At 75.7% G+C, this 14,443-nt stretch carries 15 protein-coding genes; 11 read left to right on the forward strand and 4 right to left on the reverse strand.

The genetic code is table 11. The features are described 5' to 3' along the window. The first annotated feature begins 162 nt into the window (after positions 1-162). From rsmD to smc, 10 genes are all read left to right on the forward strand, one after another. Positions 163-717 carry a 16S rRNA (guanine(966)-N(2))-methyltransferase RsmD gene (gene rsmD, locus GCU56_RS06410; protein ID WP_163480661.1) on the forward strand — a complete coding sequence of 185 codons (555 nt, stop codon included), beginning with the start codon at positions 163-165 and terminating at the stop codon, positions 715-717. Then, on the forward strand, positions 714-1,196 hold the full coding sequence (coaD, locus tag GCU56_RS06415) for a pantetheine-phosphate adenylyltransferase (RefSeq protein WP_163480662.1): 483 nt from the start codon (positions 714-716) through the stop codon (positions 1,194-1,196). Before rsmD ends, coaD begins: the two co-directional genes overlap by 4 nt. A gap of 13 nt (positions 1,197-1,209) precedes the next feature. Further along, positions 1,210-1,896 carry a hypothetical protein gene (locus GCU56_RS06420; protein WP_163480663.1) on the forward strand — a complete coding sequence of 229 codons (687 nt, stop codon included), beginning with the start codon at positions 1,210-1,212 and terminating at the stop codon, positions 1,894-1,896. 239 nt (positions 1,897-2,135) lie between these two features. Further along, positions 2,136-2,684, forward strand: a complete 549-nt coding sequence (locus GCU56_RS06425; RefSeq protein WP_345771681.1) for a YceD family protein — start codon at positions 2,136-2,138, stop codon at positions 2,682-2,684. Positions 2,685-2,686: 2 nt separating this feature from the next. Then, complete coding sequence (rpmF, locus tag GCU56_RS06430; protein WP_163480665.1) at positions 2,687-2,866, forward strand: 50S ribosomal protein L32; 180 nt, start codon at positions 2,687-2,689, stop codon at positions 2,864-2,866. A gap of 20 nt (positions 2,867-2,886) precedes the next feature. Then, complete coding sequence (gene rnc, locus GCU56_RS06435) at positions 2,887-3,705, forward strand: ribonuclease III (RefSeq protein ID WP_163480666.1); 819 nt, start codon at positions 2,887-2,889, stop codon at positions 3,703-3,705. 6 nt (positions 3,706-3,711) lie between these two features. Next, positions 3,712-4,611 carry a bifunctional DNA-formamidopyrimidine glycosylase/DNA-(apurinic or apyrimidinic site) lyase gene (gene mutM / locus GCU56_RS06440; protein WP_163480667.1) on the forward strand — a complete coding sequence of 300 codons (900 nt, stop codon included), beginning with the start codon at positions 3,712-3,714 and terminating at the stop codon, positions 4,609-4,611. Continuing rightward, complete coding sequence (locus tag GCU56_RS06445) at positions 4,608-4,880, forward strand: acylphosphatase (RefSeq protein WP_163480668.1); 273 nt, start codon at positions 4,608-4,610, stop codon at positions 4,878-4,880. Before mutM ends, GCU56_RS06445 begins: the two co-directional genes overlap by 4 nt. Before the next feature lie 37 nt (positions 4,881-4,917). Then, positions 4,918-5,220 (forward strand): hypothetical protein, encoded by a 303-nt coding sequence (locus GCU56_RS23780; protein WP_239521819.1) that lies wholly within the window; start codon positions 4,918-4,920, stop codon positions 5,218-5,220. Positions 5,221-5,327: 107 nt separating this feature from the next. Further along, on the forward strand, positions 5,328-8,894 hold the full coding sequence (smc, locus tag GCU56_RS06455) for a chromosome segregation protein SMC (protein ID WP_163480669.1): 3,567 nt from the start codon (positions 5,328-5,330) through the stop codon (positions 8,892-8,894). Between the two features lie 121 nt (positions 8,895-9,015). On the opposite strand, the gene GCU56_RS06460 is transcribed toward smc, so the two are convergent. Together GCU56_RS06460 and GCU56_RS06465 are read right to left on the reverse strand one after the other, a co-directional pair. Beyond that, entirely contained in the window at positions 9,016-9,831 is an 816-nt protein-coding gene (locus GCU56_RS06460) for an endonuclease/exonuclease/phosphatase family protein (RefSeq protein WP_163480670.1), read from the reverse strand. Positions 9,832-9,835: 4 nt separating this feature from the next. Beyond that, positions 9,836-11,515: an alkaline phosphatase D family protein gene (locus tag GCU56_RS06465; protein WP_163480671.1), complete on the reverse strand. Its 1,680-nt coding sequence runs from the start codon at positions 11,513-11,515 to the stop codon at positions 9,836-9,838. Positions 11,516-11,587: 72 nt separating this feature from the next. Between GCU56_RS06465 and ftsY the strand changes: the two genes are divergently transcribed. Beyond that, positions 11,588-12,799 carry a signal recognition particle-docking protein FtsY gene (gene ftsY, locus GCU56_RS06470; RefSeq protein ID WP_163480672.1) on the forward strand — a complete coding sequence of 404 codons (1,212 nt, stop codon included), beginning with the start codon at positions 11,588-11,590 and terminating at the stop codon, positions 12,797-12,799. A 108-nt stretch (positions 12,800-12,907) separates the two neighbouring features. On the opposite strand, the gene GCU56_RS06475 is transcribed toward ftsY, so the two are convergent. Both GCU56_RS06475 and cbiQ read right to left on the reverse strand, forming a co-directional pair. After that, on the reverse strand, positions 12,908-13,663 hold the full coding sequence (locus GCU56_RS06475; protein WP_163480673.1) for an ATP-binding cassette domain-containing protein: 756 nt from the start codon (positions 13,661-13,663) through the stop codon (positions 12,908-12,910). After that, positions 13,660-14,442: a cobalt ECF transporter T component CbiQ gene (gene cbiQ / locus GCU56_RS06480; RefSeq protein WP_163480674.1), complete on the reverse strand. Its 783-nt coding sequence runs from the start codon at positions 14,440-14,442 to the stop codon at positions 13,660-13,662. Before cbiQ ends, GCU56_RS06475 begins: the two co-directional genes overlap by 4 nt. Between the last annotated feature and the right edge of the window lies 1 nt (position 14,443).

Raw genomic sequence — 14,443 nt, forward strand, 5'->3', positions numbered from 1 at the left:
GAGGAGGGCCCTCCTGCCCCCCACCGCTCGCACGCTCGCGGCGCGACCCTGCAGGAGGGCCGTCCGGCGCTCGTGGGGGGACCCTGCAGGAGGGACGTCCGGAGCTCGCGGCGGGCCGCCGCGCGAGGGCCGTTCCAGCACGTCACCGGTCGGGACGGGGCGATGACCAGGCTCATCTCGGGCATCGCGGGCGGACGGCGGCTGTCGGTGCCGCCGTCCGGGGTCCGGCCCACCGGCGACCGAGCCCGCGAGGGGATGTTCAACAGCCTCTCCACCCTGCTCGACCTCGAGGGCGCCACCGTCCTGGACCTGTACGCGGGCTCCGGTGCCCTCGGCCTCGAGGCGCTCAGCCGGGGGGCGGAGTCCGTCGTCCTCGTCGAGAACGGACCGCGGGTCCTGCCGGTGCTGCGCGCGAACGTGGCCGCCGTCGGGCTGCCCGGCGCGCGGGTCCTGCCCGGCTCGGTGCCCACGGTCGTCGCCGGCCCGGCTCCGGCACGGTTCGACCTGGTGCTGGCCGACCCGCCCTACGCCACGCCGGTCGCCGAGGTCCTCGGTGTGCTCGGTTCCCTGGTCGCGGGCGGGTGGCTGGCCGAGGACGCGGTGGTGGTGGTCGAGCGCTCCAGCCGTGAGCCGCCCTGGGAGTGGCCGACACCCCTGCGCGGACTGCGCGATCGGCGCTACGGCGAGGCTCTGCTCCGGTACGGTCGCTCTCCGTGAGGCGTGCGGTCTGCCCCGGTTCGTTCGACCCGGTCACGAACGGGCACGTCGACGTCATCAACCGGGCGGCCGCCCTCTACGACGAGCTGGTCGTCGCCGTCCTGGTCAACCCGGGCAAGGCCGGCCTGTTCTCCGTCGAGGAGCGCATGGAGCTGCTCCGGGACGCCGTCGCCGGGTTGCCGACGGTGACCGTCGACAGCTTCGAGGGGCTGCTCGTGGACTACTGCCGCAGCAACGACATCCCGGTGATCGTCAAGGGGCTGCGGGCGGTCAGCGACTTCGAGTACGAGCTGCAGATGGCCCAGATGAACCGGGAGCTGGCCGCGGTCGAGACGCTGTTCGTCCCGACCGCGCCGCAGGTCGGCCACCTGTCCTCCAGCCTGGTCAAGCAGATCGCCACCTTCGGCGGGGACGTCTCGAGCCTGGTGCCCGAGGCCGTGCACCGGAAGCTGCTGGAGCACCGGGAGCGCCGGCAGTGACCGAGGAGGAGCTGTGACCGAGGTCGTCTACCGGCTGTACGAGACCGTCGACGAGCTGAGCTCCGTCATCGAGAACGCCCGCAGCGTGCCGATGTCCAGCTCCTGCATGGTCCCGCGCGACCACCTGCTGGACCTGCTCGACGACCTGCGGGAGAACCTGCCCGAGGACGTCCACAAGGCCGGCGCCATCGTGGAGCAGCGCACCGAGATCCTCCAGCAGGCCCAGGCCGAGGCCGAGCGGCTGACCGGTCGCACCCGCAGCGAGACCGAGCAGGTCGTGGGGCAGGCGCGGCGGCAGCGCGAGGAGATCCTCGGCACCGCGCGACGGCAGCGCGACGACCTGCTGGCGCGGGCGCAGGCCGAGGCCGAGGACCTGCTGGCGCAGGCCGAGGAGGAGGCGGCCCGCATCATCGAGGAGGCGCGGCTGCACCGCGAGGCCCTGATCGCCGACGCGCAGGTCCAGCAGGCCGAGCTGCTCGCCGCCGCCCAGGCCGAGCACGAGCGCCTGGTCAGCGAGACCGAGGTCTACGCCGGCGCCGTCGCCCGGGCCGACGAGCTCGGCGCGCAGACCGTCACCGACGCCGCCCGCACGCGGGCCGAGGTCGACGACTACGTCGACACCCGGCTGGCCGACTTCGGCAGCACCCTCGAGCGGATGCTGCGCTCGGTCGAGGCCGCGCGGAACACCCTGCGCTCCTGAGGGCCGGCCCCGTCCCGGCTCCGCCCGGGACGGGGCCGGCCCCCTGGCCCGGACGGTGCCGTCGGTGGATCGGGTAGTCTCGACGTCTGGTCCGGCTGCCGTGCCCCGCTCCTGCGGGTCGGCCCCGGCGGGCCACCTCCCCGACGCCTACCGCGAGTACCGACATGCCTTCCGCACCGCCGTCCCGCTCAGGCGCCGCGTCCTCCGCGACCCGGCGCCCCGTCGCCAACCCCTGGCGTGTGGAGCTGCGGGAGCTCGGCCGCCGCGCCGGCTCCATGCAGGAGATCGAGCGCACCCTGCCGGCCCCGCCGGACTGGCGGGTGGAGCTGATCGGCGTCCCGGAGGGTGGCGAGGTGCGGCTCCGACTGCGGCTGGAGTCGGTGATGGAGGGCGTGCTCGTCTCCGGCGACGTCGCCGTCCCGCTGGTCGGCTCCTGTGCGCGGTGCCTGGAGCCGATCGAGGACAGCCTCGAGCTCGACGTCCAGGAGCTGTACGCCTACGAGGGCAGCACCACCGAGGCCACCAGCGAGGAGGACGAGGTCCGGCGGGTCGAGGGCGACCACCTCGACCTCGAGCCGATGCTGCGCGACCTCGTCGTCCTCAGCCTGCCCCTGGCACCGACCTGTACCGAGGACTGCGCCGGGCTGTGCGTGGACTGCGGACAGCGGCTCGACGAGCTGCCCGCCGACCACTCGCACGAGGTGCTCGACCCGCGCTGGGCCGGGCTGGCCGGCCGATTCGCTTCCGCACCGGGCACCCCCGATGCGGACAACACAGAGGAGAACTGACCGTGGCTGTCCCGAAGCGGAAGATGTCCCGCTCCAACACCCGCTCGCGCCGCTCGCAGTGGAAGGCGACCGCTCCCTCGCTGTCGCCGTGCCCCAACCGCGCCTGCGGCGAGCTCAAGCCCCCGCACCAGGCGTGCCCGACGTGCGGCCAGTACGACGGCCGTCAGGTCCTCTCGGTCTGATCCCGGCCAGTCGACCAGCCGTGGCGACGTCGGACGACGGCACCCCGCCCGCACCGGGCGGGGGCCCCGACCGGCCCGCGGCGGGCAGTGCCCACGCCGACCGCGCGGCCGCCTGGCTCCTCGACGCCCTCGGCGTCGAGCTGCCCGGCGGCCTCCTGACGTTGGCCCTGACCCACCGCTCGTTCGCCTACGAGAACGGTGGCCTGCCCACCAACGAGCGCCTGGAGTTCCTCGGGGACTCGGTGCTCGGCCTGGTGGTCACCGACGAGCTCTACCGCCGCCACCCCGACCTCCCCGAGGGGCGGCTGGCGAAGCTGCGCGCCTCCGTGGTCAACATGATCTCCCTGGCCGGTGTCGCCCGGCGGCTCGGCGCGGGCGGGCTCGGCCCGCACCTGCTCCTGGGGCGCGGGGAGGAGACCACCGGCGGCCGGGAGAAGGACTCGATTCTCGCCGACGCGCTCGAGGCCCTGATCGGCGCGGTGCACGTGGGCCTCGGCCTCGACGCCGCCGGCGTCGTCGTCCACCGGCTGTTCGACCCGCTGTTGGACACCGCCGCCACCCGCGGCGCCGGCCTGGACTGGAAGACCAGCCTGCAGGAGCTCGGCGCGCGACTGGGCCTGGGTGCACCCAGCTACGTGGTCGAGGACGAGGGTCCCGACCACGCCAAGACCTTCACGGCCGCCGTCGTGCTCGCCGGCATGGTGCACGGGCGGGGCGCCGGCCGCACCAAGAAGGCCGCCGAGCAGGAGGCCGCCGAGGCGGCCTGGCAGGCGCTGTCGTCGAACGGCTCGGCCGTCGAGACCGTCCGCACCGGCCCCGAACCCGGCGCCGGGAGCTGACCGGCCGTGCCCGAGCTGCCCGAGGTCGAGGTGGTCCGGCGCGGACTCGAGCGCTGGGTCGCCGGACGCACCGTGGCGACCGTCGAGGTGCACCACCCCCGTGCGGTGCGCCGCCACCTCGAGGGCACCGAGCACTTCGTCGGCGCGCTGACCGGCCGCACGCTCACCGACGCCCGCCGGCGCGGCAAGTACCTGTGGCTCCCGCTGGCCGAGCCCGACGGCGTCCCCTCCGGGCGGGCGCTGGTCGCGCACCTGGGCATGAGCGGGCAGCTGCTGGTGGAGAAGCCGTCCTCGCCGGACGAGACGCACCTGCGGGCCCGCCTCACGTTCACCGACGGCGGGCGGGAGCTGCGCTTCGTCGACCAGCGGACCTTCGGCGGACTCGCCGTCGAGGAGGGGGACGGCGACGACCCCACCGGCCTGCCGCCCCGCCTGGTGCACATCGCCATCGACCCGCTCGACGAGTCCTTCGACGAGACCGGCTTCACCGCGGCACTGCGTCGCCGGCACACCGAGGTCAAGCGCGCCCTGCTGGACCAGACCCTCGTCGGCGGGGTGGGCAACATCTACGCCGACGAGGCCCTGTGGCGGGCGCGGCTGCACGGCACCCGGCCGACCGACCGGCTGACCCGAACCCAGGTGGCCGACCTGCTGGCCGGCGTCCGCGACGTCCTCGGGGAGGCGCTGGCCCAGGGCGGCACCTCCTTCGACTCCCTCTACGTCGACGTGAACGGCCAGAGTGGCTACTTCTCCCGCTTCCTCGCCGTCTACGGGCAGGCCGACCGGCCCTGTCCCCGGTGCGGGACGCCGATCGTCCGGGAGTCGTTCATGAACCGGTCGAGCTACAGCTGCCCGACCTGCCAGCCGCGCCCCCGCACGTCGCCCGCCCGGGCGCGCCGGCGATGACCCGGCGTCGGGTGGTCGCGCTGGTGTCCGGGTCCGTGCAGGGCGTCGGGTACCGGTGGTTCGTCCGCGGGCGCGCGGAGTCGGCCGGCCTGGCGGGGTCGGCGACCAACCTCTCCGACGGGCGGGTCGAGGTGGTGCTCGAGGGGGACGGGGACGCGGTCGCGGCGGTGCTCGCCGATCTGGACGGCCCGCGCGCGCCCGGCGCCGTCACGCGGGTCGACGTCCGGGACGACGGTGACCAGGGGAGCGTGGGCTTCACCACGGCGTGACGAACGCGACACCCGTTCGACACGGGTGGTGTGCAGTGTGGCCGTTGACCTGCGTGAGCAGGCCTGTCACCCTGGGATCACCCAGACCGCGCCGACCGTCCCCGGGGCGCAGGTCACCACTTCACGCAGTCGAGAGGCCGTCCTCACCATGGCCAAGGCCCTGTTCGGTCACGTCGTCGCACCCGCGGAGCTCCGAGTAGTCGAGGAGAACGCCGTTCTGCGGGCCAAGGTGCGCCGGCTGGAGCAGGAACTGGAAGAGCTGCGCGCCCAGCGCGACGCCGCCATCGCCCACGAGCTGCTCAGCATGGCCGGCGAGAACGCCGAGCCCGCGCTCGCCTGATCCGGCTCCCCCTGCAGGAGGGCCCTCGGGCCCACCGCTCGCGAACTCGCGGCGGTCCCCTGCAGATGGACCATCCTGACGGACGTCGCGGCTAGAGTCGCCGTGCCATGTTTCTGTCGAGCCTGACGCTCAAGGGCTTCAAGTCCTTCGCGTCCGCGACGACCCTGCGCCTCGAGCCGGGGATCACCGCCGTCGTCGGCCCCAACGGCTCCGGGAAGTCCAACGTCGTCGACGCCATCGCCTGGGTCCTGGGCGAGCAGGGCGCCAAGAGCCTGCGCGGCGGCAAGATGGAGGACGTCATCTTCGCCGGCACGGCCGGCCGCCCCGCGCTCGGCCGGGCCGAGGTCACGCTGACCATCGACAACGCCGACGGCGCCCTCCCGATCGAGTACACCGAGGTCTCGATCACCCGCCGCATGTACCGCTCCGGGGAGAGCGAGTACGAGATCAACGGCGACAAGGTCCGGCTGCTCGACGTCCAGGAACTGCTCAGCGACTCCGGCATCGGCCGGGAGATGCACGTCATCGTCGGTCAGGGCCAGCTCGACGCCGTCCTCTCCGGCCGTCCCGAGGACCGGCGCGCCTTCGTCGAGGAGGCGGCCGGCGTCCTCAAGCACCGCAAGCGCAAGGAGAAGGCGCTCCGCAAGCTCGACGCGATGCAGGCCAACCTCGACCGGCTGGCCGACCTCACCGCCGAGCTGCGCCGCCAGCTCAAGCCGCTGGGCCGGCAGGCGGAGGTCGCCCGCCGCGCCGCCGGCGTCCAGGCCGACCTGCGTGACGCCCGGCTGCGGCTGCTCGCCGACGACCTCACGCACCTGCGCACCGCCCTCGACCGGGACGTCGCCGACGAGGCCGCCGCCCGGGCCCGCCGCGCGGTCGTCGAGGCGGAGCTGGGCGAGGCGTCCCGGCGGGAGTCCGGCCTGGAGTCCGCGCTCGCCGCCAACGCGCCGCTGCTGGGCAGCGCCCAGGACACCTGGTACCGGCTCTCCGCCCTCGCCGAGCGCTTCCGGGGCGTCGCTCAGCTCGCCACCGAGCGGCACCGGCACCTCGCCGCCGCCCCGCCCGCCGCCGCCGTCGGCCGCGATCCCGACCAGCTCGAGGCCGAGGCCGAGCGGGTCGCCGCCACCGAGACCGAGCTGGCCGCCGGGCTGACCGCCGAGCGCGACCGGCTGGCCGCTGCGGTGACCGCCCGCACCGCGCTGGAGGCCGCCCTCACCGAGGCCGAGCGCGCGTGGGTCGCCGCGGCCAGGGCGCTCGCCGACCGCCGGGAGGGGCTGGCCCGGCTCTCCGGCCAGGTCGCCGCCGCCCGCTCCCGGGTCTCGGCGGGGGAGTCGGAGATCGAGCGGCTGGCCCTGGCCGCCCGTGAGGCCGCCGATCGGGCGCAGGCCGCCGCCGAGCGGCTGGCCGTGCGCCGCGAGGAGGTCACCGACGAGGAGCAGGCCGACGTCGCGCTGGTCACCGCGCACCAGGACGCCGTCGCCGCCCACGCCGAGGCCGCCCGCGCGGTCACCGAGCTGGCCGCCGCCGAGCGTGCCGCCGAGCGCGACCGGGCTTCCTGGCAGGCCCGCCGCGACACCCTCGCCCAGGGGCTCGCCCCCGCCGACGGAGCCGCCGCGGTGCTGGCGGCCGGGCTGCCCGGCGTGCACGGGCCGGTCACCGACCGGCTGGGCGTCGAGCCGGGAGCGGAGGTGCCCCTGGCGGCCGCGCTCGGGGGGATGGCCGACGCCGTCGTCGTCGGTGGGGTGGCCGACGCCGCGGCCGCACTGGCGCACCTCAAGGCGGCGGACGGCGGTCGCGCCGGGCTGCTGGTGACCGGTGGGCCGCCCCCACTGCCCCGCCAGGGCTGGCCCGACCTCCCCGCCGGCACCCGCTGGGCACTGGACCTGGTGTCCGCGCCCGACGAGCTGGCGCCGGCCCTGGCCCGCAGCCTCGACCGGGTCGCCGTCGTGCCGGACCTCGACACCGCCGCCGCGCTGGTGGCCACCCACCCGCGGGTCCGGGCGGTCACCGCCGACGGCGACCTCGTCGGCGCCGACTGGTCGGTCGGGGGACAGGCCAACGCACCGTCGGGACTGGAGGTGCGCGCCCGGGTCGACGCCGCCGACCGGGAGCTCACCGCCGCCGCCGCGCGCGCCACCGACCTCGCCGACCGGCTCGCCGCGGCGCGGCAGACCGCCCGCGACCGCTCGGCCGACGTGGACACCACCCTGGCCGCCCGGCAGGCCGCCGACCGGACCCGCTCGGCCGTCGCGGCCCAGCTCGCCGAGCTCGGCGCCGCCGCCCGGTCGGCGGCGGGCGAGGCGGAGCGGTCCACCGCGGCGCGGGTGCGGGCCGAGCAGGCGCTGGAACAGGCGGTCACCGCCCTGGCGGCGCTGGAGGTGCGGCTGTCCGAGGCCGAGGCCGCCCCGGTGGCGGAGGAGCCCGACCCCACCGATCGCGACCGGCTGCGGCTCGAGGTCGCCGCCGCCCGCCAGGGTGAGACCGAGGCGCGACTGGCCGTGCGGACGGCGGAGGAGCGTGCGCGGGCGCTGGCCGGACGCGCCGATTCGCTGCGTCGGCAGGCCCGCCAGGAGCGCGCCGCCCGCGAGCGGGCCGCCGCGGCCCAGGTGGCCCGGGAGCGCGGCGCCCGGGTCGCCGCCCGTGTGGCGGCCGGCGCGGAGGCGGCCCTCGGTGCCCTGGCGGAGTCGCTGGCCCGCGCCGCCGCCGAGCGCGACGAACTGGCCCGGGCCCGGACCGCCCGGGAGGCGGAGCTGCTCGAGGTCCGGGCGAGGGTCCGGGCGGCGACCGGCGAGCTGGAGCGGCTGACCGACGAGGTGCACCGGGACGAGGTGGCCCGCGCCGAGCAGCGGTACCGGATCGAGGCGCTCGAGGCGCGCGCCGCCGAGGAGTACGGCGTCGACCTGCCCACCCTCCTGGCCGAGTACGGGCCGGCCGCCCCGGTGCCGCCGACCCCCGCGCAGCTGGCCGCGGCGGCCGCCGCCGGGGAGCCGGAACCGGCACCGGTGCCCTTCGACCGGGCGGGGCAGGAGCGTCGCGCCGCCCGCGCCGAGCGGGACCTCGCCACACTGGGCAAGGTCAACCCGCTGGCGCTGGAGGAGTTCGCGGCACTCGAGGAGCGGCACGGCTTCCTCGCCACCCAGCTGGAGGACCTCAAGGCCACCCGGCGCGACCTGCTCACCGTCGTCCGGGAGGTCGACGAGCGCATCCACGACGTCTTCGCCTCTGCCTTCGCCGACGTGCAGCGCGAGTTCGAGCAGGTCTTCGCCACGCTCTTCCCCGGCGGGCACGGCCGGCTGACCCTCACCGACCCCGAGGACCTGCTCACCACCGGCGTCGAGATCGAGGCCCGTCCGCCGGGCAAGAAGGTGAAGCGGCTCTCGCTGCTGTCCGGCGGTGAGCGCTCGCTCACCGCGGTCGCCCTGCTGGTCGCGATCTTCCGCGCCCGCCCCTCGCCGTTCTACGTGCTCGACGAGGTCGAGGCCGCGCTCGACGACGTCAACCTCGGCCGGCTGCTGAGGCTCGTGGAGCAGTTGCGCTCGACGTCCCAGCTGATCGTCATCACCCACCAGAAGCGGACGATGGAGATCGCCGACGCGCTCTACGGGGTCAGCATGCGCGGCGACGGCATCACCGGCGTCATCAGCCAGCGACTGCGCGACGCCGAGACCGCCTGACGGAGAACCTCCGCGGGGGCCGGACTCCCGGCGCCGAGGGTCCCTCGCGGGGCCGGACTCCCCGCGCCAAGAGCCCCTCGGAGGCCGGACTCCCGGCGCCGAGAGTCCGGGAAGGGCCCTCTCAGACGCCGGAGGTGACGGCGAGGTCGACGACCAGCGGCAGGTGGTCCGAGGCGCCGGCGCTGTCCAGGACGTGTGCCCGGGTCACCGTCACGCCCGGCGACACCCACACCTGGTCGATCCGCTTGTGCGGGCGCCGGGCCGGGTGCGTCAGCCCCTCGTCGTGCCGCCAGAACCGCCACCCGCCCTGGTCGTCGCGCTCGCCGGCCAGCTCCCACGCGTCGGTGAACCGCTCGCGCAGCACGGACAGCTCCGGCGCCCCCGGCTCGGCGTTGAAGTCGCCGACGAGGACGCCGGTGGCCATGGGCTCGGTGTGCAGCGCCGCCAGCGTGGCCGCCTGGGCCGCCCGGTCCCGCGGGGAGTCCGAGCTCAGGTGCGTGGTGGTGACCCACAGCGCCGCCCCGTCGAGCTCGAGCATGGTCCGCAGCGCGCTGCGCGGCTCCCCACCGCCGGGCAGCGGGTGGACGTCGCTGACCAGCACCGGCAGCCGGGACAGCAGCGCGTTGCCGTACTGACGGCGCTCGCCCGGGCCGCCGCGGGGCTCGTCGATCGCGGGGCCCCACGCCAGGTCCATGTCCAGCGCCCGCGACAGCAGCAGCGCCTGGTCGACGTCCTCGCTGCGGCCGCCGAAGTACCGGTCCATCTCCTGCAGGCAGATCAGGTCGGCGTCCACGGACGCGAGGACCTTGGCCAGCCGCGGCAGGTCGTGCCGGCCGTCGTCCCCCACGCCGTGGTGGGTGTTGAACGTGACCAGCCGGACCGGGATCGGCGGCTGGTCCGGGCCCGGCGCGGGTTTCCTCCCCAGGGCGTCAGTCACCCGGTCAGCCTGTCACCCCCACCGTCCGCGGCGTGGACAGCGGGAGGTCGAGCACCTCGCGCAGGGCCTCCTGCCCGTCGCCGTCGCGCTCCCCGACGAACAGCCGGAACCGTGCCTCGGGCCCGGAGAGCACGAGCTCGCCGAGCTGGTTGCCGAAGAAGGGCCCGGCGGCCTTGGTCCAGTCCAGCTCGGAGGGTCGCACCCGTGCCAGCCGGGCCATGCCGGTCATCAGTCGCCGCGCCCAGCGGCTCCAGCCGATCCGGAAGCCGACCTTGATCGGGTGCGGCGCCTCGTTGTGCAGCGGCGACACGGTCAGCTGGTGCACCCGCGTGGTCAGGTCGCCCGGGTCCACCAGCTCGGCGGCGTAGGCGTGGTGGACGTCGCCGGAGAGCACCAGGGCCGTCGACGGCGGCCGGCCGTGCTCACCGCGGGCCACGGCCAGCAGCGCCCGGCCCAGCCGCTCGAAGGAGTTCCCGAACGCCGCCCAGTGCTCGAGGTCCGCGGCCTGCCGCAGCTTCTCCGACGCCCAGCCGATCGGCCGGCCGAGGTGGCGCCCGTTGAGCGTCTCGCTCCACCGCTCGATCTCGTGGATCGCGTGCGGCAGCAGCCAGGGCAGCGAGGTGCCGAGGACCAGGTGCTCCACCCCGTCGTCGACGGCACTGCGCATCGCCGCCTCCACCCAGGCGAACTCCTCGTCGTCCACCATCCGGCGCTCGTGCTCGTCGAGCACCCGCCCGGCCCGGCTGTCGATCATGATCATGCGCACGTCACCCCAGTGCCGGACGTAGCTCCACCGCATCGACCGGGGCTCGGTGTCCGCGGCCAGCGCCATCTCCCGCAAGACCGGCTCGGCGTCCGCGGCCCGCCCCTGCACCGCCTGCCAGGTGGTGTTCTCCTCGAGCTCTCCCGGGCTGAGGTTGCCCAGGTGCTGGTAGACCCAGTAGCTGACCAGGCCCCCGCTGATCCGGTCGGCCCACCAGTCCTGCGCCGTGACCTCCCGGCGCCAGGCGGCCGAGGTGTTCCAGTCGTCGATCATCTCGTGGTCGTCGAAGATCATCGACGACGGGAGCGTGGACAGCAGCCAGCGGACCTGGGGGTCGCTCCAGGACTCGGCGTAGAGGCGGGTGTACTCCTCGAAGTCGCGCACCTGGGTGTCCTCGTCGACCCGCTCGTCGCGCTGCAGGCCCAGCCACGAGCGGGTCGCCGCCGTCAGCTCGTCGGCGTAGACCTGGTCGCCGAGCAGCACCAGCGCGTCGGGCCACTCGTCCTCGGGCAGCGCGGCCATCCGCGCGGCGTAGGTGTCCAGCGCGTCGGGCGGGATGTTCTCGCTGAGCTCGACGGAGCTGGGGGTCGCGTAGCGGCACGAGCCGAAGGCGATCCGGAAGGGCCCGGGTCGGCCGGGGGTGCGGATGCGGCTCTGCGGGAACGGCGAGGCCGCCTCCGGCCACACCCGCTCCCCGTCGAGCCGGACGTCGTAGGGCGTGGTGCTGCCGGGCTCCAGCCCCTCGACGACGACCAGCGCGTAGCAGTGACCGCCGACCGTGAAGGTCGGCGCCGTCCGGCCGAGCACCTCCACCTCGCAGGGCCGGTCGGTCTCCACCCAGACGGTGGCCGACACGGGGTCGACGTGCCGGAGCAGCGGACCGAGCATGAGGGTCGGGGAGTCCCGGCCGGGGAGCGGCATGCCGACCAGGGTGGCTCACGGACCTGTGTTCCGCCCAGCCCAGCCTGTGTGGGTCCTGGGAGACTGGCGGCCATGGAGTTCGTGCTGATCGCGATCGCGATCCTCGTCGTCGGCCTGGTCCTCGGGATCAGCCTCCTGGTCGGCCGTGGCCGCCGGACCACCCGCCTGGACGACGACGCCACCCCCGGCACGACGCTGACCCGGCCGCGGCCGCCCGCACCCACCGAACGACAGCGCCCGTCGGGCTCGACGGCCTCCGGCCTCGGGCTGCCGCCGGACACCGCGGAGGTCGACGGGGCCACGGCGCCGCCGGTGGACCTGCCGCCGGCCGAGCCCGAGCCCGGACTGCTCTTCGAGACCCCGCCGCCCTCGGCCGGCCGGCTGGTCCGCCTCCGGTCGCGCCTGGCCCGCTCGCAGTCCTCGCTGGGCCGCGGGCTGCTGACCGTCCTCGCCCGGGAGAAGCTGACCGAGGACGACTGGGAGGAGGTCGAGGAGACCCTCCTGGCCGCCGACGTCGGCGTCGCCGCGACCACCCAGATCGTCGACCGGCTGCGCACCCAGTCGATGGTGCTGGCCACCGCGTCGGGCCCGCAGCTGCGCGAGCTGCTGGTGCGCGAGCTCACCGCCGTCCTCGGTCCCGACCTCGACCGCAGCCTGGGCACCGACCGGCGCGAGGGCCGGCCCGGCGTCGTGCTGGTGGTCGGCGTCAACGGCGCCGGGAAGACGACGACGGTCGGCAAGATCGCCCGCGTGCTGGTCGGCGACGGCAAGAGCGTCGTCCTCGGCGCGGCCGACACCTTCCGAGCCGCCGCGGCCGACCAGCTGGAGACGTGGGGCGAGCGGGTCGGCGTCCTCACCGTCCGCGGCCGCGAGGGCGGTGACCCGGCGTCGGTCGCCTTCGAGGCGGTGCGCACCGGCGTCGAGGCGGAGGTGGACACCGTGGTCGTCGACACCGCCGGGCGGCTGCACACCAAGGGCGGTCTCATGGACGAGCTGGGCAAGATCAAGCGGGTCGTGGAGAAGCAGGCGCCGGTGACCGAGGTGCTGCTGGTCCTCGACGCGACGACGGGCCAGAACGGCGTCGTCCAGGCGCGGGTGTTCACCGCGGCGGTCGAGGTGACCGGCGTCGTGCTCACCAAGCTCGACGGCACCGCGAAGGGTGGCATCGTCGTCTCGGTGCAGCGCGAGCTGGGCATCCCGGTGAAGCTGATCGGCCTGGGGGAGGGCGCCGACGACCTGGCGCCGTTCGAGCCGGAGGCCTTCGCCGAGGCGATCGTCGGCTGACGCCGGCGGGAGCATCGCAGCGAGCGAGGAGCGGACCGGGGGCGGCAGCCGACCGGTGTCGTCGTCGGGCCGGCGGACTGAGAGGGGACCCCCTGCAGGGGCCGGACGTCAGGGGACGTTGGCGGGGTCGAAGCCGAAGGGCAGCTCGAGCCGGTGGGCGGCCAGGAGGTGGGTGTCGGCCAGCAGCTCCCGGGTGGGCCCGTCGGCGACCACGACCCCGTCGTCGAGCACCACCGAGCGCGGGCACAGCTGCAGGGCGTAGGGCAGGTCGTGCGTGACCATCAGCATGGTCACGGGCAGCGCCTCGAGCACCTCCGCGAGCTCCCGCCGCCCGGCCGGGTCCAGGTTGGACGACGGCTCGTCGAGCACCAGGATCTCCGGGTGCATCGACAGCACCGTGGCGACGGCGACCCGGCGGCGCTGGCCGAAGGACAGGTGGTGCGGCGGGCGGTCGGCGGAGCCGGCCATGCCCACCTGGTCGAGGGCGGCGGCCACCCGGGCGGTGACCTCCGCCTCGGGGAGGCCGAGGTTGCGCGGGCCGAAGGCGACGTCCTCCCCGACGGTCGGCATGAACAGCTGGTCGTCGGGGTCCTGGAAGACGATGCCGACCCGCCGGCGGACCTCCTGCAGGTGCTGCCGGTCGACCGGCAGCCCGGCCACCCGCACCGCGCCGCGGCCGCCGCGCAGGATGCCGTTGAGGTGCAGCACCAGCGTCGTCTTCCCGGCGCCGTTGGGCCCGAGCAGCGCCACCCGCTCCCCGCGCTCCACCCGCAGGTCGACACCGAACAGCGCCTGGTGCCCGTCCGGATAGGCGAACGCGAGGTCCTCGACGAGCAGGGAGGTGTCCGGGGGCGGCTCGCTCACCCGAGCAGCAGACCACAGGCGAGGACGGCGGCCGCCGCCACCGGGAGCGCCAGCGCGGTCATCCAGGCCCCGGCGCGGACCGCGGCCACCGGGCCGGTCGGCATCCGCCCGGTGTAGCCGCGCGACAGCATCGCGAGGTGCACCCGCTCGCCGCGCTCGTAGGAGCGGATGAACAGCGAGCCGGCCGCCGGTCCCAGGACCCGCAGCGCTCCGAGGTGGCGGCCCCGGAAGCCGCGCGACTCGCGGGCCACCCGCATGCGCCGCAGCTCCCCGCCGACCACGTCGGTGTAGCGGACCATGAACATCAGGATCTGCACGAGCACGGTGGGCAGCCGCAGCCGCTCCAGGCCCCGCACCAGCGCCCGCGGGTCGGTCGTGGCGGCCAGCACCGTGGCGGCCAGCACCGACAGCGTCGCCTTGGCCAGCAGGCCGCCGGCGGCGGTCAGTCCGCTCTCCGAGAGCGACAGACCGGCGACCTGCACCCGCGGGCCCTCCGCGACGACCGGCAGCAGCAGCGCGAAGACGACGAACGGCACCTCGACGACCAGCCCGCGGGCCAGCCGGCGCGGACCGACGCCGGCCACTGCGGCGGCGCCCAGCACGAGCGCGAGGTGGCCGGCGTAGGCCGCCCACGCCCACCCGGCGTGCACCGGCGTCGCGACCACGACGACGGCGAAGCCGAGGACGGCGACCAGCTTCAGGTGCGGCGCCAGCCGGTGCACCACGCTGGAGCCGGGGACGTAGGCGGCGCCGAGGACGCCCCCGTGCCCGGCCCCCACC

This window comes from Geodermatophilus sabuli, assembly GCF_010686765.1.
GTDB classification, from domain to species: Bacteria; Actinomycetota; Actinomycetes; order Mycobacteriales; family Geodermatophilaceae; genus Geodermatophilus; species Geodermatophilus sabuli_A.